Source organism: Vibrio ezurae NBRC 102218, from assembly GCF_000467185.1.
GTDB lineage: Bacteria > Pseudomonadota > Gammaproteobacteria > Enterobacterales > Vibrionaceae > Vibrio > Vibrio ezurae.
Genome location: NZ_BATM01000016.1, coordinates 36,903 through 61,785 on the forward strand (window position 1 = coordinate 36,903; position 24,883 = coordinate 61,785).

Genomic DNA, 24,883 nt, shown 5'->3' on the forward strand with positions numbered 1-24,883 from the left:
CGCCTGCATCTATTTCTATATCAAACTCACTCAACTTTTTTACCACGCCTAACCTGATACACCGCGATATTCTTCTCAGTGAGATGCCTTACAACATCAGGGATCGTTTGCATCGGCATTGCCATTTGATAACCGTGCTCAAGATGCACTATTTGATCGGCGCTTTTGTCATTCAAAAACGATGTCAGTACTTCCAGTGTTGCGCCTTGTGACGTCTCTTGCGCGTGAGCGACCTCAAAATAAACAAGATATAAATCGTCGCTATAGTCCTGTGGTGTTCCATTATTCATAGTGCCTCCGGGATAAAGAATTGACTGCTATTCATACCGCAATGGTTGATGTTTTAAACATAAACCATTGCTAGGGGCTGATCTAGAGAATACAAGTGACGAAAAAGCATTTATATGACGTGAGACGTGTTTGTTGCCAAGGTATGTGACTGCGATAGAAGTTTATTTCTTAGTATAAAATAATATTTTGTTGCACATGAAACAAAAAGAGAATACTATCACCTTAAATATTGTTGCAGGTGAAACATTATGATGAGTAAAGCGTATCAATGGGCCTTGTATCTTGTACTTGGTTTAAGTGCAGTTTTTGCGGTGTTTTTGGTGGTGAGTGACAACGTTGCTCCATTTACCACCCAAGCTCAATTGCATATCCCAACCAGTCGCATTGCGGCAGAAGTATCTGCTCCCGTGATTGAATTAGCGGTTGAGAACGGACAGAAAGTGAAGAAAGGGGATTTACTGGTTCGTTTAGATTCAGCTCGTTACCAACTTGCGTTGACACAGGCTCAAGCCAATTTAGTAGAGGCTGAACAAAACTATCAAGCCAATAAACAGCATCTAAACAGTGCATTAGCTGCGCTTCGTCAGCGTCAGCAAGAGGCGAGCAATGCACAGCGTAAAATAAAGCGTAATGATCGTTTAATTGCTCGCAAGCTAATCAGTCAAGAAGCCTATGACGATAGTCATGCCAGTTTAGTCGTGCATCAACAAGCGGTTGAATCGGCGCGCGCACAAGTGGCGCAAATTAAGGCTGAGTTGGTACAAAGTAGTGACAACGGAGCATTGGCCGTTGCTCGCGCTCGTGTTGAATTAGCAAAGTTAGATCTTAAAAAGACCACGATCTTAGCGCCAGTAGATGGCGTGATCAGTAACTTGAATTTAAATTCGGGGACGTATGTGAACGCAGGGACCCCAGTGTTGTTCTTAGTGGACAGAAATCACGCGTGGGTAAATGCCGACTTTAATGAAAAAGGTTTAGCAAAATTAACCAAAGGTACAGATGTACGTTTAGTGTTTGATGCTCTACCTGGTGAGGTTCATAGAGGTGAAATTCAAGGTAAGGAACTTGCAATACATGATGCAAGCAGTGACAACAACGGATTAGCGCGTGTAGTCAATGACGATCACTGGATTCGCGATCAACAAAAAGTGCGTACTCAAGTTTCTCTCACTGATTTAGACAGTTCGGCACTGTTCTCTGGTTCAAAAGTGAGTGTGATGGTGGTTTCTAACACATCAACTTGGGATTGCCTAGGCAGCACTTGGATGGGATTTTTAGCTCATCTGCGATACCTAGTGTAAGACAACGAACCTAAGATCGGGGGGCTGAAATGAGTAATATTATACGTGGTGATATTAAGTGGTCTGAAGTGATATGGATGGTTTCCATTGTGTCACTAGGAATGCTTTTGCAATTGTGGCTACAACTGGATATAGCGGCTTATCTGGCGTTATATCCGGTCATGGCGGCAACCAAACTTAACGATTATTCTATGCAAGGGATATTAAAAGCATTCTTGCCCATCTTACTCGTAGCATGTGTGGCGTTGTTGGTGGATCAACTGTTTGGCTCACATCCGTTTGTGGTTTGGGGAATCAGTTTGTGGGTGTTTGATTGCGCAAGACGCTGGGCCGATACTCCTGCTAAATTGGGGCAAATTTATATACCGCTATTAAACTGGTTTTTAGTGATTGTGTTTGCTCAGCACGCTCCGATACCTATGACACACTGGGTGCGCGATATTGCTGTTAGCATGGTGACCACCATAGCGGTGGTGCGTTTTGTCATGCTCTTTATGTCACCGCCAAAAGCGAGTTCACCACCGCCTATGCAGGCAAGAAAAGTGACCTATCAGCAGCGTCTTATCTATGTTGTTATGTTGGGATTAGGTTTAGCATTTTTAATGATGGTGAACTTAATTGCTGCCACATTTTGTATGATGCCAGTGATTATTGCCGCAGCCCAAAGCGAAAAAGCCATTTATCAAATGATCGTAAAAACCTGTTTGCATGCCCACGTTGGTGGATGTGCTTTGGCGATGGTATTTGTGGCGCTATTAGCTGGGGAGCACGTTCATAACCTTGTCTATATCATAGGTTTGACACTGCTAGTGCTGTTGATTGCTGTATGGATTAGCGGCAGTAGAGCAGGGGTTAAAGCGTTACATACTGAAGCTATGTTGGGAACTATGTTACCCTTACAACTTTATGTATCAGCGACGGATTTAGGTTTGCAAGACACCTATTTTCGAGGTGAATTAATGCTGATGGTGTTGGCATTGTTAGTCGTCAGCCAAGGAATTATATATGGAAAATCAAACAGCCTTGTCAATCACGGGCATTGATAATTTAGATTCAAACCCTTTGTTTTTAATGGGGTTTGCTTACAAACAGTTTCGGTCAAAAATTGCGATTGAGCTCTCTAGTGCGTCGCATATTTCGCTGGAAATGTATGGGGCGCTTAAAGTATTGAGCACCAATGGCATGCTTACACAGCAAGAGCTATCTGATTTGTTGTTACGCCACCGTTCGGTGACAAAACGTTTAGTGGATAATGCTATAAAACTTGAGTTAGTCGTGGCCAGCAAAAGCGACACAAACAAAAAAGTGAAACTATTGGCTCTGACGCCACTTGGGCAACAAACGGTCGTTGAATGTGCGCCAATTGTGGATAGCGTTTCGGCGCAGTTTCAACAAAGTCTTACCGCGCAAGAGTCTAAGCAATTGACCGACTTACTGGCAAAGTTAGTGAAAACGGACGAATTTGTGGATTAATCGTCCGTTATGAAAGCGCTCGTTTTTAAAGTGCCCAAAGCTGGGTAAGCATCAATGATGTATTGTGCGGAGTAGAGCTCTGCCTAATGTGATTTTGCAGTGAGATGTCGACATGTTCTCTGCCTTTTCTAGCACAATGGTACTAGATAAACCGATTATTTTATCTGGTAGGCCGCCACAAACTGCTGCACGGCGCAGTTAATGACAATGCGCTGCGTAGCGGCATCTGGTGGGGGGGTATGTGCCATTAATTGCGGCCAAAAAATGATTGATTTTAAACTGGCAATAAACTGCTCTGAAGCAATAGCAGGATGCTCCACTTTTAATTGCTTAGCGTTAATGCCTTGCTCTATCCATTGTGTCATTCCGTTGGCGCTTTCAAGAGATTCAAGCTTCTCCATCAATACCTTCGCCAGTGCTTTTGAACCCATACATTCGCGCATAACCATGCGAGTTAGAGCGATAAAGGGGGATGAGCACAGTAGTTTGACTTCTTTTTCTGCAATGCTAGTTAATTGCTCGGTGAGTGATTGAGTTTGCTCAAAGGCAATATCACTGAGCACTGTAATGCTGGATAATAGTCGCTCAACGATGACAGAAAATAGGCTTTCTTTGGTTGGGTAATATTTGTAAAGGGTACGTTTTGATACGGCTGCTTTTTTTGCAATCGCTTCCATACTTGCTTGATCTAACCCTTTTTCAGAAAAAATTTCGATAGCGGCACAGATAATATTTTCTTGTTTAATTTCAGCAAGTTTAGCCATAACAACGGCTCCTTTTAGAGAAAGCGAAAGCAGAAAAGTAAACGTTGCTGTTTACTTTTCTGCTTTCAAGAGTATGCTTAAAGTATACACCACTGTTTACTTTTAAGGCTAGCTTAATGAATTCACAATTAACTTCATCATTAAATACCATTATTAAAAGCATTCGATTGACGCTAGATGATAAGCGAGCACAACGCATACAAAGTGAACAAATACGTCAAACCCGCATCGAACATTCGCCGCAATTTATAAATGGCAGAGTAAAATCGAACATACCTTCAGTGGAAACAGACGATAGTTTCTTCGGTTTATTGTGGAAGTTTTTCAGCACTCGCAGTCAATATAAACCGAAGCATGCTTTGCCATATCAGGCCGTAGACACCAATAAATTGCAAAGCCGAAGCCAAGCATTACGCGTGACATGGTTAGGGCATTCGTCGCTGTTTATTGAAGTGGACAAGCAGCGGATCTTAATCGATCCCGTGTTTGAATACGCAGCACCGCGTTTTTCCTCTCGACTTTTTAAGCGCAATGTTGCAGCGCCTGCTAGCAAAGAGGCATTGCCACTGCCGGATGTGATTTTGATTTCTCATAATCACTATGATCATTTGGAAGAGTCAACAGCCAGATATTACGCGAGTAAAAACGTGATGTTTTATGTGCCACTTGGAGTGGGACGTTATCTAGAAAAGTGGGGGATTAATCCTGACAGTATCCAAGAATTTGATTGGTGGGAAAATCAGATATTAAATGGCGTGCAGATAACGGCCACACCTGCAAATCATAACTCGGCAAGAGGCTTATTTGATGGCAATAAAACCTTATGGGCGTCTTGGGTTATTAAAGCAGAGTCAGGCAGTGTATTTTACAGTGGTGATACTGCTTATGGTGCGCACTTCAAAGCCATTGGCGACAAGTTAGGCCCATTTGACCTGACATTTATGGAAGTTGCCGCAAACGTAAAAGGTGGCAAGCGTTTCCCCGTAGAGGCGTGGGGGCACATGCAAGCCTCACATACCATGCAGGCCCATTTAGATGTGCAAGGCGATAAACTTTTCCCTGTGCATTGGTCTACTTATGAGTTGTTTATGCACCAATGGGACGAGCCTGTGAACGATCTTATCGGTGAAGCGCAAAAGACCAGTATTGAATTAGTGACTCCTTTTATTGGTCAATCTGTTGATCTTTCACAACCGATTTCCACCCACTATTGGTGGCAAGAAAGCAGTAAAGTCCAAAATGAGATAGATGATTCATTATGTTTGATCAAAGCGCGTTGATGAAAAAGAGCCTTTATTGTTAGACCTGATCAAAAGTGAGGATTATGCTAGCGTATTCGCTTTAGCTTTTAGGACGGTTTCATGTCTCAAATTTATCAAATGGATGCCGTAGAGTGGTTGAAGACTTTGCCAGATGCCAGCGTCGATCTTTTTATCACCGATCCACCTTATGAGTCTTTGGAAAAACATCGGAAAATTGGCACCACAACACGGCTGAAAGAAAGCAAATCGTCCAGTAATCAGTGGTTTGGTATTTTTCCGAATACGCGTTTTGCAGAGTTGTTTACGCAAATCTATCGGGTCTTAAAGAAAAACTCGCATTTCTATCTGTTCTGCGACCAAGAAACCATGTTTATCGTAAAACCCATCGCAGAACAATTAGGCTTTAAATTTTGGAAGCCTATTGTGTGGGATAAATGCGCCATTGGCATGGGTTATCACTATCGCGCACGCTATGAATTCATTCTGTTTTTCGAAAAAGGAAAACGAAAACTTAACGATTTAAGTATTCCTGATGTATTGCAATACAAACGTGTATGGAGAGGCTATCCCACCGAAAAACCGGTCGAATTATTAGAAGTGCTGATCAAACAAAGCTCATCAGAAAACGAAGTCGTTGCAGATGCTTTTTTTGGTTCTGGCGCAACGTTAATTGCGGCTGCCAATCTTTCTAGACAATATTTGGGGTGCGATATTTCCGATTCAGCCCATCAGCACTTTAATGAGCGAGGGTTAAGCGCAGAGAGTGATACCGGTTCTTGATATTTACGGTGTTTCAAGGCTAACTGTGAAGCCCGCTTGCCAGTTAGCGATGTGAGTGGTTAAACTCCAGTAGACTGTATTGTATGAAAATAGCTGCCAATAAGGGCAGTTGAGTAAAGGTTCAAAGGAAGACGATGTCAGATTATCCAGAAGAAACTAGCCGTAGATTTATTGCCATTTTAAATAAGAAAATGGATTTGGGACGAAGCCTAAATGTACTGGGTCATATCAGTGTTGGGTTATCAAATAGCTTAGAAGCCAGTGAGACAGCCTATGTCGATTACACTGATAAAGATGGCAACATTCACCCCAACTTATCTCATTTCCCATTTATTGTCCTTAAAGCAGACAACTCGAATAAAATTCGAAAAGTAAGAGAAGAAGCGCTGGCAAGAGGCGTTAAGTTTGTTGATTTTACCAGTACGATGATTGATGGTGGTTCCGAGGTGCAGCAGCAAGTGACCAATGAAACCGCAGAAGCGGATTTAGAGTATTTAGGCATTTCATTATTTGGTGATACCGAACAACTTCGTGAATTCACTAAGAAATACAGCTTATACAAATAGCAAAATGACAGGATCAGATATTCATGTCTGATCCTAATCACCTAGTGTTTTGCGTTGCCTATTTTTTGACGTCATGACAAGAAGGCATACAATCAATACAACTTGCAGTAGGACATCAGCAGTCGATACAGTAAAGCCTAACGAGGTACTGCCCTTAGAGAACTGATAGAGACCCAATCCGCTATACATCACAATGATACTTTTTGCCAATGCACCTTGCTGCGCGTCTCCCCAATCACCCGCTTTACTCCATTTCAATAGTAACAACATACCGCCACAGTAACTGGCTAGCATAGACAGTGGAACGAGTTGCTGAGTCATACCGAAGGTGATCTTTAAGTAATGCTGACCAAAGAAAATCAGGCCAAAGGTGAAGGTGGTTAAAAATACGGTACGGTGACTGGGCGCCAACACTGGAGTCGCTGTTTTTGTTCCGGTTGCGTTAGTTTTGGGGTAAATAGACACAATCAGCAGCAATAAAATGAGAAGGCATATCAGTAATGTTTGTATATGGGTATTTCGATAGGGGAACGCAGCCTGAGTCCCCATGTGTATTGATGCTGCTGCGATAGCAAACACCACACCACAGAAGAACAGTGCTGGTTTTCCTAGCCAAGGTGTGTTTCGCAAAGAGTGACCAATATTCAATTCAGTGATTAAAATTGGAACGCAAATACTCCCTAAACTGTGCAAACCCAAAGCATAAACAACCCAAAAAAACGATGTGCCTAGCCAATCTAAATAAGCAAAAGAGAGCAAACCCGCATGATAATAGTTTGGGTTAAAGAATGAGGAGGTAATGATGCCTTCTTCAAGTAACCCAAATGCGAGTGATAAACAAAAGATACCCCGCCACCCAAGGTGATACCGTCTTGAGAACTCTCGAATGAGTAATGCACCCACGCCATAAAAGGGCAACAAAAAGACCAAAGATTGAAGTTGTGAAAATGACCATATACCCAGCAAATACTCTGCGATAAGAGGGCTTAAAATACACAATGTGTATGCGGCGATCTTATGGCGACGTTCACTTGTACTCATGCTGGACATAGCGTCTGGTATTCTTCCGCGAATGGTTAACGATATCGTATAGTTAGGCTTAAAATAGAACCTCATATTATTTGATGTTTACAAGGCTTATTCAGTGGCATAATAACCTGTCTATAGATTTTAAGGAATAACAATGAGTGAGCAAAACACCGCCGAATTGACATTTAGCGCCTTTCAAAAAGCATTGAATACCAACCGCATTGACGTTGCAAAAGGTGAACTGAATTCAGATATGCTCGTTTATTTAGATCAGCCTGAAGGTGAAACACGTTATACATACGCACTGATGGCGAGCGGGACACGAGTGAAAGCGATTTGCATTGCAACGGTAAAAGACGCGTCGGCAGAGAATCTTTGCTTGGACGTACAAATAGCAACGTTTCATAAATTCCGTCAGCAAGGGCATGCAACTGCTGTGTTTGAAAAAGCATTAGATGAATTAAAAAATGGTCTATCACGCAATAATATTCATTCGTTTTCGATGACGTTCGCGGTTGATGGCGACAATATTGCAGGACATGCACTTTGTGAAAAATTATCGGATGAAGTTCAGGATACGGAAAGCGGTAAAACTTATCTTAAAAAGGTAAGTTAGGGTCCTAGCCGTGCGTGAGTTTAATTAACGATTATCAGAGAAAAGAGCACATGGACGACCGATCACACGATTACCTTAACCAGTATCTCAACTCGTTATCTGAACTAGAACGCAATCGATATCAATCATTTAGCTCTGACTATTTCTGTGCCGACGAAGAGAACGCGAATGCGTGTGCAGAGCTTATTCGTCGCGGTATAAAAACGGCGACTTGCAGTTTAGCCGCTTGGTATGAGTTTGATGATGAACCCATGCCAAGTGTTGGGCACCTACAAGTGGTGCTTGATTGGCAGCAGCAACCGATTTGTATTATTGAAATAGACTCTGTGGAAACCTGCCAATATAACCAAGTAAGCGCAGAATTTGCTTATGCAGAAGGAGAAGGCTCGCGTTCATTAGCCTCTTGGAAAGAAGCCCATTGGCGATTTTTTTGCAATGAATGTGCGGAGTTGAAGATTACACCTCAGGAAGACATGTTATTAGTTTTAGAACGTTTTCATGTGGTGTATCAATAGTTAGTTTGATTAAAATGAACAAGTTTTAAGCTGAAATATCCGCTTTAATACCAGTAGCAAGGACACCTGTTAATGAAAACTACACAGATAGAGAAAGCGTACGATCAGATAACGCACTTATGGGAGAGTGAGCAGTTTGACCGTTCTAATGGTATTGAGGCGCATAAAAAGGCCCTATCATTTATCGAACATCGCGGAAAAGCGTTGGATGTGGGGTGCGGGTGTACAGGGCGTTTTATTGACTTACTATTAGAGGAAGGTTTTACGCCTTGCGGTATAGATATATCGTCGAAAATGCTGCATATTGCACGGAAAAGACACCCAAATGTAGAATTCATTCAAGCTGATATCTGTGAGATTGAACTGAATGAGCGATACGACTTTATTACGGCATGGGACAGTATTTGGCACATTCCTCTTTCAGAACAACGTCATGTATTGAGAAAAATAGTGGCGAGTTTAAACCAAGGTGGCTTGTTTATTTTTTCCTTTGGTGGCACGACGGAAGAGGGGGATCACAGTAACAGCGTTATGGGGCCTGAAGTGTATTATTCCACCTTAGGGACAAACGGCTTTTTAGGTTTGTTTATTGAATTGGGCTGTGTGATTCGCCATTTGGAGTTTGATCAGTATCCGGAACTGCACACCTACCTCATTGTCGAAAAAACTTAATATTTATTTTAATACCCATCGTACTCAATAACGGATCGTTCTAGCTTGTTGAAATACTCGACAACGGCGTGAGAGTTTTTGCTGTGCTATTTCTGATCACTGACTTAGTGTGATTGGTATCATTCCATCAAGGAGGATCGAATGGAAGTTTATGGTGATTTACAATCTGGAAATTGTTTCAAAGTTAAGTTGTTATTGTCACTTTTAAAGGTTGAACATGACTGGATTCATGTCAATATTTTAAATGGAGAGTCAAGAACCGAACGTTTTTTGTCTCGTTTCCCTAATGGTAAGATCCCTGCTGTAGAACTTGATGATGGGCGATTTTTATGTGAATCCAATGCCATTTTAGGCTATTTTGCCGAAGATAGTGCATTGCTACCTAAGGATACTTACTATCGAGCTAAGGTGTATGAATGGCTGTTCTTTGAACAGTACAGTCACGAACCTTATATTGCTGTCGCGCGTTTTATTCAAAAATACTTAGGTATGCCAGAAGAGAGAAAAGAAGAGTATGCATCCCTGAAAAAGGGAGGTCACCAAGCCCTTCAGTTAATGGACAATCAGCTGGCTAACACGCACTACCTTGTCGGTGAGACCCTTACCATTGCAGATATCTCTTTATACGCGTACACCCATGTTGCGGAAGAGGGGGGATTTGATTTAACGGGCTATCCTCACATACAGCGTTGGTGTCACCAAATCCAATCGATGGATGGGTATCTTGGTATGAGCTAAACGAATATTTAGCACACTTAAACCAGGCATTTAAATCAAGCACTTCAACATGACTTAAAACCGGCGTGTAGCATGAAAAAAACGCGCTGGTGAGCTCTTGTTTTTACGATTGACGAGTTGATATACAGAGCAAAATCGATAAATTCTTCCTTTATAGCCTTTTGTTTTATCAATATTCCCTATTAACATATTGGAACAAGCGATTGAAATTGCAGAACAAATGACACTTTTTTGTAAACTTTAATTATAATTAAAGTGGTCTTTAACTATAAAATTTAACCTAATTGTAGTTGAAATTTATAAGTGTCTAATTCTTATAAATTTTATTTAGAAAAAAGTTGGCGAAAGTGAAAACCTTGTCATACACTTTCGAACGAGTCATCAATATGTAGTTGATTGTAGAGACAAATTTTAGGAGCTAGCGTAAGGTTTCATTGAGTTTGAAATCGTGGAGGAATTACTCCTGCGTAGCTATTGATTCATCTAGCTTTGAGGGAAGTTTTATGGCGCTTACCAAGGCCGATTTGGCTGAAAACCTGTTTGAAAATCTTGGGTATAGTAAACGGGATGCCAAGGAAACCGTGGAAGTGTTTTTCGAAGAAATTCGTAAATCACTTGAAAGTGGCGAACAGGTAAAACTATCTGGATTCGGTAACTTTGATCTACGGGAAAAAAAGGAACGTCCTGGACGAAACCCAAAAACAGGGGAAGATATACCTATTTCCGCACGTCGCGTGGTCACATTTAGACCCGGTCAGAAACTGAAAGCTCGTGTTGAAGAGCTGAAAAAAGACGACGTTAAATAATACGTCGCTACTGACGATAGAATACATTGGCGGTTTAACAAAAAAGAGGTCTTTAGACCTCTTTTTTAGTTTCTGGCGCTAAGCATATATCCCTAAGCGGAGCCTATTCGGGATAGAGCGACGTCTAGATTAGTAATTAATTGTGATTTTTTTCGCCGCGCTTGTTGCAGAGTGGACCGCTAAAGTCGTGTCTTTGGCGCGCGTTAGAATTACCCCTAAACGGCGGCGACCATCGATATCGGGCTTACCAAATAGGCGAATTTGTGTGTCAGGGAGTGCAACTGCCTCATCAATGCCAGTATAAGAGAGGTTGTTTGACGTACCTTGGCCTAAAATAACCGCAGAGGCGGCAGGGCCAGTTTGTCTGATTTTATTGATTGGATTACCGGTAAATGCACGCACGTGCAGAGCAAACTCAGACATGTCTTGAGAAATCATCGTCACCATACCCGTATCATGTGGGCGAGGAGAGACTTCATTGAAGATTACTTTATCACCTTTGATAAACAGCTCTACACCAAATACACCATAGCCACCTAATGCATTGACGATTTGCTCAGCAACGTATTCAGCAGCTTTGATTGCCACCTCAGACATTTGCTGTGGCTGCCACGACTCACGGTAATCGCCATCTTCTTGACGATGACCAATTGGCGCACAGAAATGCACACCATCGACAGAACGAACGGTCAGTAGGGTAATTTCGTAATCAAAATCAATAAAGCCTTCGACAATGACGCGGCCCTCACCACTGCGACCGCCTTCTTGAGAGTAATCCCATGCCTTCTGGACGTCGTCGGCTGTGCGCATGACGCTTTGTCCTTTACCTGATGAACTCATCACAGGCTTAACAACACAAGGCAGTCCCACTTCTTCTACTGCGAGTGAAAACTCCTCAAAGGTGTCAGCAAAACGATAGTCTGAAGTGGTCAGGTGCAACTCTTCACCAGCAAGGCGACGAATCCCTTCACGGTTCATAGTCAGTTGGGTGGCACGGGCGTTAGGAACGACGGTAGTGCCTTTCTTTTCCAGTTCGACCAATGTGTCGGTCGCGATGGCCTCAATTTCAGGAACAATGTAGGTTGGCTGTTCCAGTTCAACAATCTTAGTGAGTGCTTCACCGTCGAGCATATCAAGTACGTAGCTACGATGGGCGACTTGCATCGCTGGGGCATTTTCATATTTATCGCACGCGATAACTTCAATACCTAAACGTTGGCATTCGATTGCCACTTCTTTACCTAGCTCTCCAGAGCCGAGTAATAATACTTTAGTTGCACCTGGTGCGGTTGCCGTACCCAACATAGTCGTTCCTTTAAGATGATAATTTTTTAGCTGATAATACTCATTTTTCTATCAAGCGCAATCGTTTGCTTAGTGATATTTGGTAAATATTAGTGAGAAACCCGTGACAAAGACGCCGCTGTTATAGCTTGACGGGTTTTTGGGCAAATTATGCCTGCAAAGCAACGTAAGTAAATGCAATGTCAGGGTTTATTGCGTCAATGGTATTTTGCGTGTCAGCAAGATGAGACATTGAGGCATTGTTGATTTCCGCTAGCGCTATTTGCTTAATTTGCTCAAACGCAATGCCGCGTACTTGCAGTTGTACTAACGCAACTTGCAGTGGTGGTAGGCTGGGATTAAAGGCTGCATTTTCAGCATAACTGCCGTGTACTTTGGTACCGTCTATTGTTTCGATGGCTACGCCGCTGTAATTTTTAGTGTAAGGCGCATGGCTTTTGTTTAATGCCACTATCGCCTCACAAAGAAGAGCATCGTCGTTCGCATCTACATACTGGTGGTTGACCGCTGACATCAGTCCTGATTCGATACCTAAATCGCGAGGTCCAAAAGACTCGGGAAGGTACTCCTGTAAGGGCTTAGCGTCTCTTGCAGGCAGTTGTACGCTGATACGCTCAGCACTGGATAGCTCATTCATAAACTGTCGGCAGTGGCCGCAGGGGCTAAAGTTAATGGTGATGTCTTCGATCCCTTCTTCACCTTTCATCCAAGCGTGGCTTATCGCTGATTGTTCAGCGTGAACGGTTTGCCCTAGTTGTACATTGGCAAATTCAAGATTCGCACCAAAATATAATGCATTTGATGAACCTTTTACGATGGCGCCTACATGAAATTGAGAGATAGGGGCAACTGAATAGGCCGCCGCAAATGGCAACAATGCCACTTTTAGCGCTTGTTCATCTAATGAGGTGCATTCCTGTAGCTGTTGCAGTTGTTTTGGGCTGATAACTCCTTCGAAAGAAGCTGAATCAAAAATGGCTTTGAAAGTGTCAACAGACGATGGAGATAGATCTTTATAGAGTTCATTAAAGCGTTGATTCATTGCTAATTCCTAGTAGTAACAGGGCAAAAAAGTGTATCGAATGTAGATGACGACCTTCATTCAAGTGTATTGCATTTTGATGAAAGCTTTATAGCAATCGCACTCAGTAACGGGGCATTCTAGCGTGTTAAAATAGTCGATAGCGGCGTTAGAATGTTTGATTGTAGAATCACGACTTATCGAAAAATTCTGCCTTGTTCTCAAGCATTATTCCGGCGCTATTCCTGAACACTTACTTAGTGTGATTGGTATTACATATGGCGTAAACCGATGTGAGTAGAATACTAGATTTATCGATAAAAAAGTGAAACCGTTACTCAGGTAAACGGTTTCGCTCACATTTAAATGTCGTCATGCCTTATTTGTAAAGTATTGTTTTCATTGAGCTCTATGAGATAAGGCTCAATACCAGCGCCATTACAAATGGCGCTAGCAAGGAAGTGATAACACCGCACAGTACCAGCGCTAACGAGCTAAATGCTGCGTCTTTTTGGTTGTGCTCAAATGCTGTTGCTGTACCTAATGCATGACTACAAGTTCCCATACTTAACCCTCTGGCAATTGGGTGCTTAATATTAAGCATCTTGAAGATAGGGTAAGCAAATAGAGAGCCTGTTAAGCCAGCCAATAGCACTAAAATTGCGGCAACCGCAGGTTCACCACCCAGTTCCGTAGACACTTGCATTGCAATGGCTGTGGTGACCGATTTTCCCATCATGCTGGCGAGAAGCTGAGAGTCTGCACCCAGCATAATGGCAAGGGTGCCGGCGGTAAGCATTGAGCCTAAACTGCCAATCACACAAGTGGTGATAATAAGTTTCCATTTTGCTCGAATTTCATTGAGCTGCTCATAAAGGGGATAGGCCAGCGCCACAACTGCGGGCTGCAATAGATGTTGAATGAGCTGATTGCCTTCATAGTACCTTTGATAGGGCACTTTAAATAAAAGCAAAAATGGGATCAGGATTGCCATACTGATTAACAGTGGGTTGGCCAATGGGTTATTGGCTTTTTTTGCTAAAAATTTGGCAATAAAGTAGACCACAATACTCAGAAGTAACCACATATTATCGATCCTCGTTAAGCAGTTTATCGAGTGCGAGCGACAAAAGGCACAGTACAAATAGTGTTCCTAATACGGTACTAATGATGATGGCTAATGCGTTGTCGATAAGGATTTGATAATGAATCATTAACCCAGTACTGATTGGGATAAAGAGCAAAATCATGTACTTAATGAGTAATGAGGCACTTGGTTGAACCCAATGAGGTTTGATGATTCCACTGACCAAACCGACAAATAAAATCAACAAACCAAGCACGCTTCCAGGCACTGAAAGCGTGAAATAGTCTTGTAACCAGTTCCCTAGCGCCAGAGATGCGGCGATTAAACCAGCGCTAAGAAGGTAAAAAAACGCTTTATATAGCATAAATTACGAAACCAATTGTTCTACATAGTGATAGACGGCTTTCAAAATTTTCATCTTTTGTTCGTCGTCTTGATATTGAGAGCCTAAGTTCTCTAAGTTTAACATGTAATTAGGTAACTGATTTTCAAACATATCGCGGCATTGGCGAAGCCACTGTTTTTGTTCTTGATCGGTTAAAGTATGAAAGAAATTTCGAGCTCGATAGTTGAATAGCAAAGGCATAATTCTTGGATCAGAAACCTGAATATCCAGTGCGCCTAAGTTTTCAGGGTTTGCTTCACGAATAATTCGCATTTGAGCTTTGTCTGCTGGTGAGAAAAAGCCATCGTACAGTTGCTCGTCGACATTATTGTTACCGGCGTATTCTCTGTTTTGTGAGAATACCGCATCCAGTTTTTCTCTTATATCTGGGTGTTGCAATAACTGTTGCTGAGTGTGTAAGCATTTCTCTCTATTGAGTTGGGTACGTTGTTCAGCTTGGGCGGTTAATACGCCCAGTGGTGCCAAAATAGGGCATTTGTTGAGATGCACGAGTTTGACTGGAATAGGCAGTTCACCTTCGGCTAATTCACTGTGCTTAGTGTACAAACGCTGTTTTATTTGCTCTGAAGAAAGCTCAATTAATGGCGAAATATCTTGAGTCAGGTCCACGGTAATTAACGCCTTGGTTGGAGTCCAACCAATAGGAGCGACTAACGTAGTTTTTAGGTGTTCGTTGCTGAGCATGCCAGAAACATGCACCAATGGATTCATGCTGACAATATCAACCAATGAGTTCAGTTTCTGTTTGCCTCTGTGTTTAAAGAAAAACTCAAACAGCTTAGGTTGGTGTTGTTTTACTTTTTTTGCAAGCTCAATCGTTGCGTACACATCCGCCATGGCATCATGGGCGTTGCTATGTTCAATGCCATTTGCAACCGACAGGTGCTCTAAGCGGAAACTGGTATTACCGTCATCGTTTTCGGGCCAATTAATGCCTTCAGGACGCAGTGCGTGACAGGCACGCATTACGTCTAATAAGTCCCAACGAGAGTTGCCATTTTTGTAGCTCCACTCATAAGGTTCGATAAAGTTACGATAACAGGTATATCGAGTCACCTCGTCATCAAAACGAACGCTGTTATAGCCAAGAGTACAGGTATTCGCACGGCTCATTTCACTATGAATAGCGTGGATAAATTCAGGTTCAGATAAGCCTTCTTGCATTGCTTTTTGCGGTGTGATTCCCGTTACCAATGCCGCTTCTGGATTCGGTAGGTAATCAGCAGGCGGCCGACAATAAATGACCAGAGGTTCACCAATGACATTGAGGTCTGCGTCTGTACGCACTCCTGCAAATTGACAGGGTCTGTCTTTGGCTGGGTTCACCCCCCAAGTTTCATAATCAAAAAAGAAGAAGGTGGATTGCTCCATATGCATAAAAAATATCCAAAGATCAGAGTGTTGTTAGTTAATTACGACGATTGGTATTAGACCATTGCGCGAAACGTATAGCAAACAGGTATCAGCATCTAGCGTCAAAAAGGGAATAGGAATTATGTTTCTAAACCTTGGATTGAATGAGTTGCTGATAGGTCGCAATGGTTATTGAGGGTAGGGTGTGCTTAGCGCAGACACTGCTTACTAAGAATTGCGCTACATCTTGTGCGTGAATGGGTCGCAGATTATGTAGAGGCCCTAGCATCAACGGGCGAATGACCTTCATGATATTTTGCAGCACAGTTTCATCTACCCGAGGTATCGCACGTTTTCCAACAAGAGGTCCGGGGCGGGCAAATATGATGTGCTCAAACTCTAAAAGGTGGACGTCTCTTTCCATTTCTCCTTTGCATTTGAGGTAATGGGACCATGCATTTGGGTTTGCACCAAGGCTTGAAACCACCGCCAGTCGTTGCACGCCGAGCGCTTTCATTTTTTTGGCAAAACGCAGCACTAAATCGTGATCGATTTGATATAACCCCTCATTGCTACCGGCTTGTTTTTTGGTTGTGCCTAAGCAGATGATGCCCAGTGTGGCATCCAAATGATCTAAGGTAAAAAACTCATCGTTTGAAAGCGAGACTAAGAAGTCAGTAGATTGCGAGCCAATCGAGCGTCTTGTTGGGGCATATAGAGTGCCACACCATTTTGGGTGGTTGGATAAATGCTTAATCACCTGCTGACCGATTAAACCTGTGCCCCCCACTAAGATGATATTTGGCTTTGTGATAGTCATAGAGAATGCCCGTTAATTTTCTGTTATCCAATAGGAGTTTGGGTATGATGTTATCTTAATGTTACATTGACATACACCGCTAAGGAAGGGCAGTTTATGGCAAACAAATTATTTGCATCGTCATTTTTACAAGAAACATTATACCCGAGTATAAGCACGCCAAGGTCGGTGTCGTTCAGTAACGGAGTCACAATGACGCTGTTGCAACGAGGTGTATTACAAGTGTCTCCGCCAGTAGTGCGCGATAGTTGTAAGCATATTGTACTTTCAAGTGCAGTACATGGTAACGAAACCGCGCCTATCGAATTACTTGACGAACTTGTGCGCTTAATTTCTGAACAAAAATTAACCCCAGAACACCCTCTATTATTTGTGATTGCGCATCCACAATCCATTCTTGAGGAGACGCGTTTTATTGAAACGAATCTAAATCGTCTATTTGGCCATCAACACTACCCAGATTCACTAGAGCTCACTATTGCATGCAATTTAAAAGAGCAGATAAAGCAATTTTGGCAAGACACCGCGATTCAATCGCGTTGGCATTTGGATATGCATTGTTCTATTCGAGCCTCTAAACACTATACCTTTGCTATCAGCCCACAGTCGTCTTATCCGACCCGAGACAAAGAGTTTGTCAGCTTTATGCTGCAAGGAGGGATTGAAGCCTTATTGTTATCGGAAGAAGCTTCCAGTACGTTCAGCTGGTTTAGTGCCAGCGAATGGGGAGCGCAAGCGGCTACATTTGAGTTAGGACAGGTGGCTCAATTAGGCTGCAACGACCCACAAAAACTGACGAGCTTTAGTCAAGCATTGATGGAGTTGATTCAACTTAATCCTGATCAGCAGCATGAAGAAACCCAAGACTCTTCGATGATTTTTTATCAGGTGCACGAGTCGATTTATCGGGAGAATGAGCAATTTGAGCTCTGCTTTGACGATGCATTGGCTAACTTTTCCCATTTTGGGTTAGGGGAGCCATTAGCGAAAGATGGCCAGCGCGTTTTGACGATGCCAATTGAACAAGGACGCGTGGTCTTTCCCAATGCGAATGTTGAGCGTAGCCAACGGGCAGCGCTGATCGTAAAACCGTGCGCTACCCACTACGTTGATAAACAATTGAAGGTGTGTGATTAATCGCTATTTGAGGTACTCGTTTGCAGGAAATGGGTCATTTTCTGCATGCTTTGCGTAAAGTATGGATTCCAACTGGTACGTGCACGCACTGTCGATTCATCGCCATCTCCGTATGCAGCAAACCACACTTTGTCACTGTCGACCTTCGAGCAGTCTTTAGGTATATCAATGGGTTGCTGGTGGAAGCAAAATCGGATTAGACCGTCTCGTTTGTAGACTGGGTTGCTGGGGGAGAATCCTAATGACACGTGAGATGCGCTAAGAATTTTTTGCTCCGGTAAATGCATACTAAAAGAGGTGATACGGGGATCGGCAAAGTGACTTTCACCAAACCAGAGTACTTCACTGTGTGGATGAGTAAATTGTTGACTGAAAGCATCAACCGCATATTGTGAGTCAATGGTTTCGTCTGCTTCCGCGAGCATCATAAAGGTGGGCTTAGGGTAAGTTTGCTTCTCTATGTCCTCTCGAACCACTTTAGAGGTGGCGTAGTAAGTTGCCGCCCCTTTCATTGCTAAGGAGTTATAGCGGGTGTAATTATCTTCTTTGACCTTACTCTCCCAATTGACAAACTTACTGGCTAAAGGAGAGAGAAACGCTAACCCATTTCTAGGCTTAAAGGCCGGAGAAAAGAGTAATAAGCCTTTGACTTGAGGTTCTTGATAGGCAAGCTCTGTGACTAGATTCGCCCCGGTTGAAAAGCCGCCCAACCAGACTCCCTGTACTTTTTTATTCAACAATTGATATTGATGTAACACGGCTTTTTGCCAATCTTCTATTTCGGGTAAAGAAAGATCTGCGGGCTTACTGCCGTGACCGGGTAACAACATGACTCGAACTAAAAAACCGTCTGCGGCAAGAATGGGGGCAATATCATGGTAGGAGTAGGGTGAGTCGCCTAACCCATGCACTAATAAAATACCTTGTCCGTTGGGATTTTCCGGAATGAGCTCAAAGGGCATTACAGCATCAAGCTCTGTTTGTTTGTCGTTGCTGACAAAGACACGATGTTGCTCCAACCATTGATGAGTTTCTTCCAAATATGCTTGATAGCTAGGCTGTGTATACGGCGCAAGAGATTGTGATGCAATATATTCTGGAGCGTCAGGCGAGTTTGTACAGGCTGTTATAAGCAAGCAACCGCTAAGTAGCGTTATTTTGTAGAAGGAATGCACTAATAATATCCTTATTATTAATTCAACAATATATTATTTGTATTATGAATGGGTTGTGTTCAGTGAGTTGCGTGTTAAGAAATATATGATGTTATCTATCATGATACTGTAACCCAAATATCTAAGAAACAAATTATTATTGTAATAAATGAATTCTAATATTCAATATTATTCAGTTACATTTTACTGTATTGACTTAATGTTAAAAACCCTTAAATATGGCTAGCAATGCATTCGTGTCAGTGATGAAATGTTTGTAAATTGTTGTAGTGCTAAAAAATGATTTTGTGATTAAAATCACCAATTTACGACAAAGTTGATGCGTGGTGTGATCGATGTCACGTATATGTAATGGGTGAGTTTGAATTATTTAGAAGTGTGAGTTCAAACGTACATATTTTGATGGTTTAATTTATTATTCACAAACGACATAAAATTAGAGCTTCTAAAAAGCCGAGTGTCGTACCTAATTTATTATATTTAATTATATTAGTTTCAATGTTAGAGGCCCCCATAAATGACGGAACATAATAATAATTACTCGCATTTGTCGAGTAACAAGCTAGTACGAAACACGGTAGCATTAGTGCTAGCTGGCGGGAAAGGTACTCGCCTAAAGGGACTTACAAAAGAAATTGCTAAACCAGCGGTTTCTTTTGGCGGAAAATACCAAATTATCGATTTTACACTTTCAAACTGTATAAACTCAGGTATTCGTCGTGTCGGCGTATTAACTCAGTTTATGGCACACGATTTGATTGATCATGTGCAAAAAGGTTGGGGCTTTATGACCAACTCTACGCTGGATGAAGGTGTCGCTATCATTCCAGCACAGCAGCGTACTGGTGAGACTTGGTATCGTGGTACTGCGGACGCAGTTTACCAAAACTTAGACCTTATTCGCCGACGTAAATGCGAACAAGTGCTTATTCTTGGTGGCGATCATATCTACAAAATGGATTACTCACGCATGCTGAACTTCCATGCTGAGAGTGGTGCAGACGTGACTGTCGCTTGTATCAAAAAGCCGATCGAACAAGCGTCTTCTTTTGGTGTCATGTCACTGGATGAAAACGGTCGTATCGTTAAGTTTGATGAGAAACCAGAAAACCCAACGCCACACCCGAAAGATCCAAGCAAAGCATTGGTTTCTATGGGTATCTACATTTTTAATGCGGATATCTTGGACAAAGAGCTAAATGATGCGCTGCTTGACCCTGCTTATAACCATGACTTTGGTCATAACATCATTCCTAACCTTCTAGAACGCGCGAAAGTAAATGGTTATGTATTTACTGAGCGTCACCCTGGTCACAATGGTTACTGGCGTGATGTGGGTGATTTGGATGAATATTACGCCGCAAACATGGATCTTGTGTCTCCTGAGCCTGAATTGGATCTGTATGACCACTCATGGCCGGTGATTACTCAGCAGCAACAACGTCCGGGTGCTAAGTTTGTCTTTAATAACTCTGAGCACAAAGGATTTGCTGTCGATTCAGTATTATCTGCTGGTACGATTGTGTCTGGCGCAGAGATCAACCATTCTTTGATTGCTTATAACTGTCGCATTGAAGAAGGCACTGTGGTTAAAGACTGTGTGGTTCTACCTGAAGTGGTTATTGGTAAGAACTGCCGCTTAACAAAAGTCATTGTTGGCGATCACACCATCATTCCTGATGGCACTGTTATCGGTGAGAATCTAGAAGAAGATTCTAAACTGTATGAAGTGACTAAAAACGGCGTTATCTTAGTGACAGAAGCAAACTTTAAGTAAGTCGTGACTGTTATATAGAAAAAATGGAGCCTAATGGCTCCATTTTTGTTGTAACGTCAGCATCGTCTTTCGATAGTGATGCCACGAAAAGAGCCCTGCAAAGGTATTGCCAATTGCCGCACCGATAAATAGGCCAAATAAGCCCCCGAGATAAGCGCCTAAATACAAGCAAGGTAGAAAAAACACAAAGAGTCGACAACAGGATATAAGCAATGCTTTCATGGGTTGACCTAATGCGTTTGAGACCGACACCAATAAGATACAAATCCCTAGTGGTGCAAGACTAAAAGGGATGATCATTAAATGCATATTGAGTATACCTCCGACACTTTTCTGACCGGACATTAATTCCGCCAGATGTGCTGAGATAAAGAGTGTCACTAATGCAATCATTATCTGAGAGCATAAAATATACACTGTGGCAATGTTCACTAATGAAGTGATCTTAGTGAAATCTTTCTCGCCTAAATAACGCCCAATCATCGGTGGCATAGACATAGTCAGAGCCAATACCGAGACTATAGCAAAAAATTCGTAACGACTTCCTAACGCCCACGCAGCAATGGCTGCGGTGCCATAAGAGGCAAGTAGCTTTGTAGAAAGCATCGCCGCAAGAGGTGGCATCAGTTGGCTGGTCATGGCCGGCATCATAATGCCAAGCAGCGCCAGTATACTTTGTTTTATATTCAAGCCATTCCAGTTAAACGTATAGTACCCCTTACCTCGAGTACGGTAGAGCACGTAGAGGATACCAATGCTAAACGAAAGGATCGTCGCGACAGCCGCGCCGTGGATCCCCAGATCAAAATAGAAAATAAACACAGGGTCGAGCGCAACATTGAGTAGACTGGTGACGATCATCATAATACCGGGCAAAAGCGTATTGCCATTTGCACGGCAAACACTGTATAGAAAGTACAACATAGCCCCAATCCAAGCACTGACTAGCCAGACAATCCAATACGTATCTATGATCGGCATAACTTCTTGTGTGGCACCGAGTAGGTGAAGTAGCGGTGCGCGCACCAGATATAACAGCACACAAATGATTGCGCAGCCTATACTACCCACGGACAATATTAGCCCACCTAGCTGTTTGGCTTTTTCGGTATTTTTGGCGCCTAACGTTTGCGCAATAATGGCGGTGGTGGCAATTCCTAACCCTACTTGTACGCCAATGATCAATTGGCCAATCGGCAATGTGAAGCCTTGAGCTGCAAGCGGCAGTACGCCTAATTGCGCGATAAACGCCGAATCAATAAGTTGAAAGCTCATGAGTGAGAGCACACCAAAGATCATTGGCCATGTCATTTTAAAAAGCTCAATAGCTAAGGTTTTACTAGTGGATGATTTCATTTGTATCCGGTTGATTTCTATGAGGGTGAAGCATTGTGTTAAGCCTAGACCGTCACTATGAGCTGAACAAGCAAGTGATAGATTTTTCTAAAGGCGCAATAGTACGCTCTTTTTTCAAACAGAGAAAAGTGAATGTCTAAATTAAAATAGTATTAACCAATATTGAAATGGAAATATTTGGTGACACTGTCACTTGTGAAGGTGTGGCTAGCGAGTGAATGGTGAGAACAAAAGTAGGGCTGAGTGTGATATGACACAAAAACGCCTCACTCTAAAGCATAGTCGTGAGGCGAATAAATAGTGCTGATGTAGGCTTAAAGGCTAAGGGATTCGTCAGCCAGTTCTTTTTTAGCAAGCCAATCAATTTTTACGTTAGCCTGATTGAACATATCTTCGCTGACTTTAATTTTATCTCCCCAACGAGAGAGAAAATCAGGGTCTTGCTCTGGGCAGTGAACAACAGAAATACCGGTTTGAATAATTTTCGCCGCACAATTAGGGCAAGGGAAATGAGTGACCCAAATTTCACAAGCGTCTAAATCTCGTTTGGCAAACAAGATGGCGTTTTCTTCAGCGTGCAGCGTTTTTAAATACTTCATATCACGTTCGTCGGTTTCTGCGCTGTCGGTGATCCCGTGTGGGTAACCATTGAAGCCAACAGAAACAATACGATTGTGTTTTGTGATAACAGCGCCAACTTGGGTGGAAGGATCTTTACTCCACGAGGCCACCAGTTTTGACATTTGATAAAAGCGCTTAGCCCATTTGGTTAGCATTATATAATTCCTTGATTTAGCTGACGGTTCAGCGTTAGCTTGTAGGGGCTTAGCTTAACGAATTACGTTAAAACCCTAAACATTTTTCTTATAATATGTACCTAACTTTATCGTTTATTACACTGTTTTGTGCAAAATGAGGGATAGTTAATAAAGAAATGTTTCTTCTTTGACTAAAATAGCCAACATAGGTAACGACAAGTGGTAAGCAAACTAGGTTGTTTTAAATGGCTTATTTGATTGACAATAGGTGACCCCGTGGAAGCTAACCCACATTAGAGTCAACAAAAAAGGAACGAAATCGATTGCAGTCTTTAGTTTTAGTCCGTGGTTTGCCAGGCTCAGGTAAGTCAACCTTAGCAAAAAAAATATGCCGCCAATGTAACGGAGAGCATATTGAGGCGGATATGTTTTTTACCGATAGCAATAACGAAAACTATCAGTTTAATCCCAGTTTATTGTCCCAAGCACACGCTTGGTGTCAGTCACAAACCTTAAAGGCACTCAATAAAGGTAAGACGGTCATTGTGTCCAATACCTTTATACAGCGCTGGGAAATTACACCTTATCAAAAAATAGCCAAACAGATGAATATCGACCTTAAAATTTATGAATGTTATCAACAGTTTGATAGTATCCATGACGTCCCAAGTAGTACAATAAAACAGATGAAAAGACGTTGGTCTATATTGTCTGGCGAACTAAAACAGTGCTTGGAAACCCCCCAATAGGAATACGGAGAGAGCGACATTGCAACAATTTATCGAACACATGCCCAAAGTAGAACTGCACTTACACATTGAAGGCACGTTAGAGCCTGAGCTGATGTTTGAGTTGGCCAAAAGGAACAATGTATCCATTCCTTTTGCCTCTGCTGAGGAAGTGAAGCAAGCGTATCAATTCCATAACCTACAATCCTTTTTAGATATTTATTACCAAGGGGCGAATGTACTTGTCAAAGAACAAGACTTCTTCGATCTCACTTGGGCTTATATCGAGCATTGTCAGCAAGACAATGTACGACATTGTGAAATTTTCTTTGATCCGCAAACGCACACCGCAAGAGGGGTTGAGTTTGATACGGTAGTGAATGGTATTCACAAAGCGTTAGCGCAAGCCAAAGAGCAGTATGGTATCAGTAGCCACCTGATCATGTGCTTTTTACGCCACCTCGACGAAGGCGCTGCATTTGATACGTTAAAACAAGCCTTGACTCATAAAGATAAAATCATTGGCGTAGGTTTAGACTCTTCTGAGCTAGGCCATCCACCTGAAAAGTTTGAAAGAGTTTTTCAAGAAGCAATAAAAGAGGGCTTTTTAACGGTTGCCCATGCAGGAGAAGAAGGGCCGTCAAGTAATATACAAGATGCGATGTCTTTACTGGGTGTGTCTCGTGTCGATCACGGCGTAAGATGCGTGGACGATCCTAAGTTGATCGAAACCTTGCAGGTGTTACAAGTGCCGTTAACGGTTTGCCCACTATCGAATATTAAATTGAAAGTCTTTGAGACAATGGAAGAGCACAATGTGGTTGAACTGCTGCGTCAAGGCTTGTGCGTGACCATTAACTCTGATGATCCGTCCTACTTTGGCGGATATATGACGGAAAACTTTTTACAAGTTGCCATGGCACATCCGATTGAAGTCGATGAACTGGCACAATTTACGCGAAATGCCATTAAAGCCAGTTTTATTGACGACAGTCATAAACAACAGCTGATGCAAGAAATTAACCACTATGTTGATGCATTTCAGCGCAAATAGAGACTGATAACTGTCATTAATAACATGCCCTGTCAGCTTGATTCCTGACAGGGTATTTTTGTTTGTATGGGTTTTATAATACCAATCGTACTA

The 24,883-nt window shown here is 42.4% G+C and carries 27 protein-coding genes; 15 read left to right on the plus strand and 12 right to left on the minus strand.

Annotated elements, in window-relative coordinates; genetic code table 11:
* Nucleotides 1-26: 26 nt before the first annotated feature.
* A complete protein-coding gene (locus VEZ01S_RS06400) occupies nucleotides 27-290 on the minus strand; it encodes a hypothetical protein (RefSeq protein WP_021713196.1) in 264 nt (87 codons plus the stop codon).
* A gap of 249 nt (nucleotides 291-539) precedes the next feature.
* On the opposite strand from VEZ01S_RS06400, the gene VEZ01S_RS06405 reads away from it, so the two are divergent.
* The 3 genes from VEZ01S_RS06405 to VEZ01S_RS06415 are packed head-to-tail and all read left to right on the plus strand — an operon-like array spanning nucleotide 540 to nucleotide 3,065.
* Entirely contained in the window at nucleotides 540-1,592 is a 1,053-nt protein-coding gene (locus VEZ01S_RS06405) for an HlyD family secretion protein (protein WP_021713197.1), read from the plus strand.
* Between the two features lie 29 nt (nucleotides 1,593-1,621).
* Nucleotides 1,622-2,635: a DUF2955 domain-containing protein gene (locus VEZ01S_RS06410; RefSeq protein ID WP_021713198.1), complete on the plus strand. Its 1,014-nt coding sequence runs from the start codon at nucleotides 1,622-1,624 to the stop codon at nucleotides 2,633-2,635.
* Entirely contained in the window at nucleotides 2,598-3,065 is a 468-nt protein-coding gene (locus VEZ01S_RS06415) for a MarR family winged helix-turn-helix transcriptional regulator (RefSeq protein WP_021713199.1), read from the plus strand. Before VEZ01S_RS06410 ends, VEZ01S_RS06415 begins: the two co-directional genes overlap by 38 nt.
* Nucleotides 3,066-3,220: 155 nt before the next feature.
* Here the strand turns inward: VEZ01S_RS06415 and VEZ01S_RS06420 are convergent, their stop codons facing one another.
* Nucleotides 3,221-3,829 carry a TetR/AcrR family transcriptional regulator gene (locus VEZ01S_RS06420; RefSeq protein ID WP_021713200.1) on the minus strand — a complete coding sequence of 203 codons (609 nt, stop codon included), beginning with the start codon at nucleotides 3,827-3,829 and terminating at the stop codon, nucleotides 3,221-3,223.
* Nucleotides 3,830-3,945: 116 nt separating this feature from the next.
* On the opposite strand from VEZ01S_RS06420, the gene VEZ01S_RS06425 reads away from it, so the two are divergent.
* The 3 genes from VEZ01S_RS06425 to VEZ01S_RS06435 all read left to right on the plus strand — a co-directional run bounded on the left by VEZ01S_RS06425 (nucleotide 3,946) and on the right by VEZ01S_RS06435 (nucleotide 6,437).
* Entirely contained in the window at nucleotides 3,946-5,109 is a 1,164-nt protein-coding gene (locus tag VEZ01S_RS06425; protein WP_021713201.1) for an MBL fold metallo-hydrolase, read from the plus strand.
* Nucleotides 5,110-5,190: 81 nt separating this feature from the next.
* Complete coding sequence (locus VEZ01S_RS06430; protein WP_021713202.1) at nucleotides 5,191-5,871, plus strand: DNA-methyltransferase; 681 nt, start codon at nucleotides 5,191-5,193, stop codon at nucleotides 5,869-5,871.
* A 134-nt stretch (nucleotides 5,872-6,005) separates the two neighbouring features.
* Nucleotides 6,006-6,437, plus strand: coding sequence for a DUF2000 domain-containing protein (locus tag VEZ01S_RS06435; protein ID WP_021713203.1), 432 nt, complete (start codon nucleotides 6,006-6,008; stop codon nucleotides 6,435-6,437).
* A gap of 33 nt (nucleotides 6,438-6,470) precedes the next feature.
* Here VEZ01S_RS06435 and VEZ01S_RS16335 read toward each other — a convergent pair whose 3' ends face one another.
* A complete protein-coding gene (locus tag VEZ01S_RS16335; protein ID WP_156896005.1) occupies nucleotides 6,471-7,478 on the minus strand; it encodes a hypothetical protein in 1,008 nt (335 codons plus the stop codon).
* A gap of 142 nt (nucleotides 7,479-7,620) precedes the next feature.
* Here VEZ01S_RS16335 and VEZ01S_RS06445 point away from each other — a divergent pair, with 142 nt between their 5' ends.
* The 5 genes from VEZ01S_RS06445 (at nucleotide 7,621) to ihfA (ending at nucleotide 10,813) form a co-directional block, all read left to right on the plus strand.
* Entirely contained in the window at nucleotides 7,621-8,082 is a 462-nt protein-coding gene (locus VEZ01S_RS06445) for a hypothetical protein (protein WP_021713205.1), read from the plus strand.
* A 50-nt stretch (nucleotides 8,083-8,132) separates the two neighbouring features.
* On the plus strand, nucleotides 8,133-8,597 hold the full coding sequence (locus tag VEZ01S_RS06450; protein WP_040890335.1) for an ASCH domain-containing protein: 465 nt from the start codon (nucleotides 8,133-8,135) through the stop codon (nucleotides 8,595-8,597).
* A gap of 72 nt (nucleotides 8,598-8,669) precedes the next feature.
* The gene (locus VEZ01S_RS06455; protein ID WP_021713207.1) at nucleotides 8,670-9,269 is read left to right on the plus strand and encodes a class I SAM-dependent methyltransferase; all 600 of its coding nucleotides are present in this window, start codon (nucleotides 8,670-8,672) and stop codon (nucleotides 9,267-9,269) included.
* Nucleotides 9,270-9,410: 141 nt separating this feature from the next.
* On the plus strand, nucleotides 9,411-10,007 hold the full coding sequence (locus VEZ01S_RS06460) for a glutathione S-transferase family protein (protein ID WP_021713208.1): 597 nt from the start codon (nucleotides 9,411-9,413) through the stop codon (nucleotides 10,005-10,007).
* 503 nt (nucleotides 10,008-10,510) lie between these two features.
* Entirely contained in the window at nucleotides 10,511-10,813 is a 303-nt protein-coding gene (gene ihfA, locus VEZ01S_RS06465) for an integration host factor subunit alpha (protein WP_021713209.1), read from the plus strand.
* Between the two features lie 129 nt (nucleotides 10,814-10,942).
* Here the strand turns inward: ihfA and purT are convergent, their stop codons facing one another.
* The 6 genes from purT to VEZ01S_RS06495 form a co-directional block, all read right to left on the minus strand.
* Nucleotides 10,943-12,118, minus strand: a complete 1,176-nt coding sequence (gene purT, locus VEZ01S_RS06470; RefSeq protein WP_021713210.1) for a formate-dependent phosphoribosylglycinamide formyltransferase — start codon at nucleotides 12,116-12,118, stop codon at nucleotides 10,943-10,945.
* A 148-nt stretch (nucleotides 12,119-12,266) separates the two neighbouring features.
* Nucleotides 12,267-13,160, minus strand: coding sequence for a cytidine deaminase (cdd, locus tag VEZ01S_RS06475; RefSeq protein ID WP_021713211.1), 894 nt, complete (start codon nucleotides 13,158-13,160; stop codon nucleotides 12,267-12,269).
* A 388-nt stretch (nucleotides 13,161-13,548) separates the two neighbouring features.
* On the minus strand, nucleotides 13,549-14,226 hold the full coding sequence (locus VEZ01S_RS06480; protein WP_021713212.1) for a CidB/LrgB family autolysis modulator: 678 nt from the start codon (nucleotides 14,224-14,226) through the stop codon (nucleotides 13,549-13,551).
* Between the two features lies 1 nt (nucleotide 14,227).
* Nucleotides 14,228-14,590, minus strand: a complete 363-nt coding sequence (locus tag VEZ01S_RS06485; RefSeq protein ID WP_021713213.1) for a CidA/LrgA family protein — start codon at nucleotides 14,588-14,590, stop codon at nucleotides 14,228-14,230.
* A gap of 3 nt (nucleotides 14,591-14,593) precedes the next feature.
* Nucleotides 14,594-16,009 carry an exodeoxyribonuclease I gene (gene sbcB, locus VEZ01S_RS06490; RefSeq protein WP_021713214.1) on the minus strand — a complete coding sequence of 472 codons (1,416 nt, stop codon included), beginning with the start codon at nucleotides 16,007-16,009 and terminating at the stop codon, nucleotides 14,594-14,596.
* 124 nt (nucleotides 16,010-16,133) lie between these two features.
* Nucleotides 16,134-16,805, minus strand: coding sequence for an NAD-dependent epimerase/dehydratase family protein (locus VEZ01S_RS06495; RefSeq protein WP_021713215.1), 672 nt, complete (start codon nucleotides 16,803-16,805; stop codon nucleotides 16,134-16,136).
* 96 nt (nucleotides 16,806-16,901) lie between these two features.
* On the opposite strand from VEZ01S_RS06495, the gene VEZ01S_RS06500 reads away from it, so the two are divergent.
* Nucleotides 16,902-17,942, plus strand: a complete 1,041-nt coding sequence (locus VEZ01S_RS06500; protein WP_021713216.1) for a succinylglutamate desuccinylase — start codon at nucleotides 16,902-16,904, stop codon at nucleotides 17,940-17,942.
* Here VEZ01S_RS06500 and VEZ01S_RS06505 read toward each other — a convergent pair.
* Nucleotides 17,939-19,117, minus strand: coding sequence for an alpha/beta hydrolase (locus tag VEZ01S_RS06505; protein WP_021713217.1), 1,179 nt, complete (start codon nucleotides 19,115-19,117; stop codon nucleotides 17,939-17,941). The two genes, VEZ01S_RS06500 and VEZ01S_RS06505, sit on opposite strands and share 4 nt — an antisense overlap.
* Nucleotides 19,118-19,634: 517 nt before the next feature.
* Here VEZ01S_RS06505 and glgC point away from each other — a divergent pair.
* Nucleotides 19,635-20,894 carry a glucose-1-phosphate adenylyltransferase gene (gene glgC / locus VEZ01S_RS06510; protein ID WP_021713218.1) on the plus strand — a complete coding sequence of 420 codons (1,260 nt, stop codon included), beginning with the start codon at nucleotides 19,635-19,637 and terminating at the stop codon, nucleotides 20,892-20,894.
* Between the two features lie 30 nt (nucleotides 20,895-20,924).
* On the opposite strand, the gene VEZ01S_RS06515 is transcribed toward glgC, so the two are convergent.
* Nucleotides 20,925-22,250, minus strand: coding sequence for an MATE family efflux transporter (locus tag VEZ01S_RS06515; RefSeq protein WP_021713219.1), 1,326 nt, complete (start codon nucleotides 22,248-22,250; stop codon nucleotides 20,925-20,927).
* 314 nt (nucleotides 22,251-22,564) lie between these two features.
* A complete protein-coding gene (locus VEZ01S_RS06520; protein WP_021713220.1) occupies nucleotides 22,565-23,026 on the minus strand; it encodes a dCMP deaminase family protein in 462 nt (153 codons plus the stop codon).
* 305 nt (nucleotides 23,027-23,331) lie between these two features.
* Here VEZ01S_RS06520 and VEZ01S_RS06525 point away from each other — a divergent pair, with 305 nt between their 5' ends.
* Together VEZ01S_RS06525 and VEZ01S_RS06530 are read left to right on the plus strand one after the other, a co-directional pair.
* Nucleotides 23,332-23,757: an ATP-binding protein gene (locus VEZ01S_RS06525; RefSeq protein WP_021713221.1), complete on the plus strand. Its 426-nt coding sequence runs from the start codon at nucleotides 23,332-23,334 to the stop codon at nucleotides 23,755-23,757.
* A gap of 19 nt (nucleotides 23,758-23,776) precedes the next feature.
* Entirely contained in the window at nucleotides 23,777-24,790 is a 1,014-nt protein-coding gene (locus VEZ01S_RS06530) for an adenosine deaminase (protein ID WP_021713222.1), read from the plus strand.
* The last annotated feature ends 93 nt before the right edge of the window (nucleotides 24,791-24,883 follow it).

What these genes read in the sequence shown, in the direction of transcription:
- VEZ01S_RS06400 (WP_021713196.1), bottom strand. Translation starts at nt 290, where the DNA reads ATGAATAATGGAACACCACAGGACTATAGCGACGATTTATATCTTGTT.
- VEZ01S_RS06405 (WP_021713197.1), top strand. Translation starts at nt 540, where the DNA reads ATGATGAGTAAAGCGTATCAATGGGCCTTGTATCTTGTACTTGGTTTA.
- VEZ01S_RS06410 (WP_021713198.1), top strand. Translation starts at nt 1,622, where the DNA reads ATGAGTAATATTATACGTGGTGATATTAAGTGGTCTGAAGTGATATGG.
- VEZ01S_RS06415 (WP_021713199.1), top strand. Translation starts at nt 2,598, where the DNA reads ATGGAAAATCAAACAGCCTTGTCAATCACGGGCATTGATAATTTAGAT.
- VEZ01S_RS06420 (WP_021713200.1), bottom strand. Translation starts at nt 3,829, where the DNA reads ATGGCTAAACTTGCTGAAATTAAACAAGAAAATATTATCTGTGCCGCT.
- VEZ01S_RS06425 (WP_021713201.1), top strand. Translation starts at nt 3,946, where the DNA reads ATGAATTCACAATTAACTTCATCATTAAATACCATTATTAAAAGCATT.
- VEZ01S_RS06430 (WP_021713202.1), top strand. Translation starts at nt 5,191, where the DNA reads ATGTCTCAAATTTATCAAATGGATGCCGTAGAGTGGTTGAAGACTTTG.
- VEZ01S_RS06435 (WP_021713203.1), top strand. Translation starts at nt 6,006, where the DNA reads ATGTCAGATTATCCAGAAGAAACTAGCCGTAGATTTATTGCCATTTTA.
- VEZ01S_RS16335 (WP_156896005.1), bottom strand. Translation starts at nt 7,478, where the DNA reads ATGAGTACAAGTGAACGTCGCCATAAGATCGCCGCATACACATTGTGT.
- VEZ01S_RS06445 (WP_021713205.1), top strand. Translation starts at nt 7,621, where the DNA reads ATGAGTGAGCAAAACACCGCCGAATTGACATTTAGCGCCTTTCAAAAA.
- VEZ01S_RS06450 (WP_040890335.1), top strand. Translation starts at nt 8,133, where the DNA reads ATGGACGACCGATCACACGATTACCTTAACCAGTATCTCAACTCGTTA.
- VEZ01S_RS06455 (WP_021713207.1), top strand. Translation starts at nt 8,670, where the DNA reads ATGAAAACTACACAGATAGAGAAAGCGTACGATCAGATAACGCACTTA.
- VEZ01S_RS06460 (WP_021713208.1), top strand. Translation starts at nt 9,411, where the DNA reads ATGGAAGTTTATGGTGATTTACAATCTGGAAATTGTTTCAAAGTTAAG.
- ihfA (WP_021713209.1), top strand. Translation starts at nt 10,511, where the DNA reads ATGGCGCTTACCAAGGCCGATTTGGCTGAAAACCTGTTTGAAAATCTT.
- purT (WP_021713210.1), bottom strand. Translation starts at nt 12,118, where the DNA reads ATGTTGGGTACGGCAACCGCACCAGGTGCAACTAAAGTATTATTACTC.
- cdd (WP_021713211.1), bottom strand. Translation starts at nt 13,160, where the DNA reads ATGAATCAACGCTTTAATGAACTCTATAAAGATCTATCTCCATCGTCT.
- VEZ01S_RS06480 (WP_021713212.1), bottom strand. Translation starts at nt 14,226, where the DNA reads ATGTGGTTACTTCTGAGTATTGTGGTCTACTTTATTGCCAAATTTTTA.
- VEZ01S_RS06485 (WP_021713213.1), bottom strand. Translation starts at nt 14,590, where the DNA reads ATGCTATATAAAGCGTTTTTTTACCTTCTTAGCGCTGGTTTAATCGCC.
- sbcB (WP_021713214.1), bottom strand. Translation starts at nt 16,009, where the DNA reads ATGCATATGGAGCAATCCACCTTCTTCTTTTTTGATTATGAAACTTGG.
- VEZ01S_RS06495 (WP_021713215.1), bottom strand. Translation starts at nt 16,805, where the DNA reads ATGACTATCACAAAGCCAAATATCATCTTAGTGGGGGGCACAGGTTTA.
- VEZ01S_RS06500 (WP_021713216.1), top strand. Translation starts at nt 16,902, where the DNA reads ATGGCAAACAAATTATTTGCATCGTCATTTTTACAAGAAACATTATAC.
- glgC (WP_021713218.1), top strand. Translation starts at nt 19,635, where the DNA reads ATGACGGAACATAATAATAATTACTCGCATTTGTCGAGTAACAAGCTA.
- VEZ01S_RS06515 (WP_021713219.1), bottom strand. Translation starts at nt 22,250, where the DNA reads ATGAAATCATCCACTAGTAAAACCTTAGCTATTGAGCTTTTTAAAATG.
- VEZ01S_RS06520 (WP_021713220.1), bottom strand. Translation starts at nt 23,026, where the DNA reads ATGCTAACCAAATGGGCTAAGCGCTTTTATCAAATGTCAAAACTGGTG.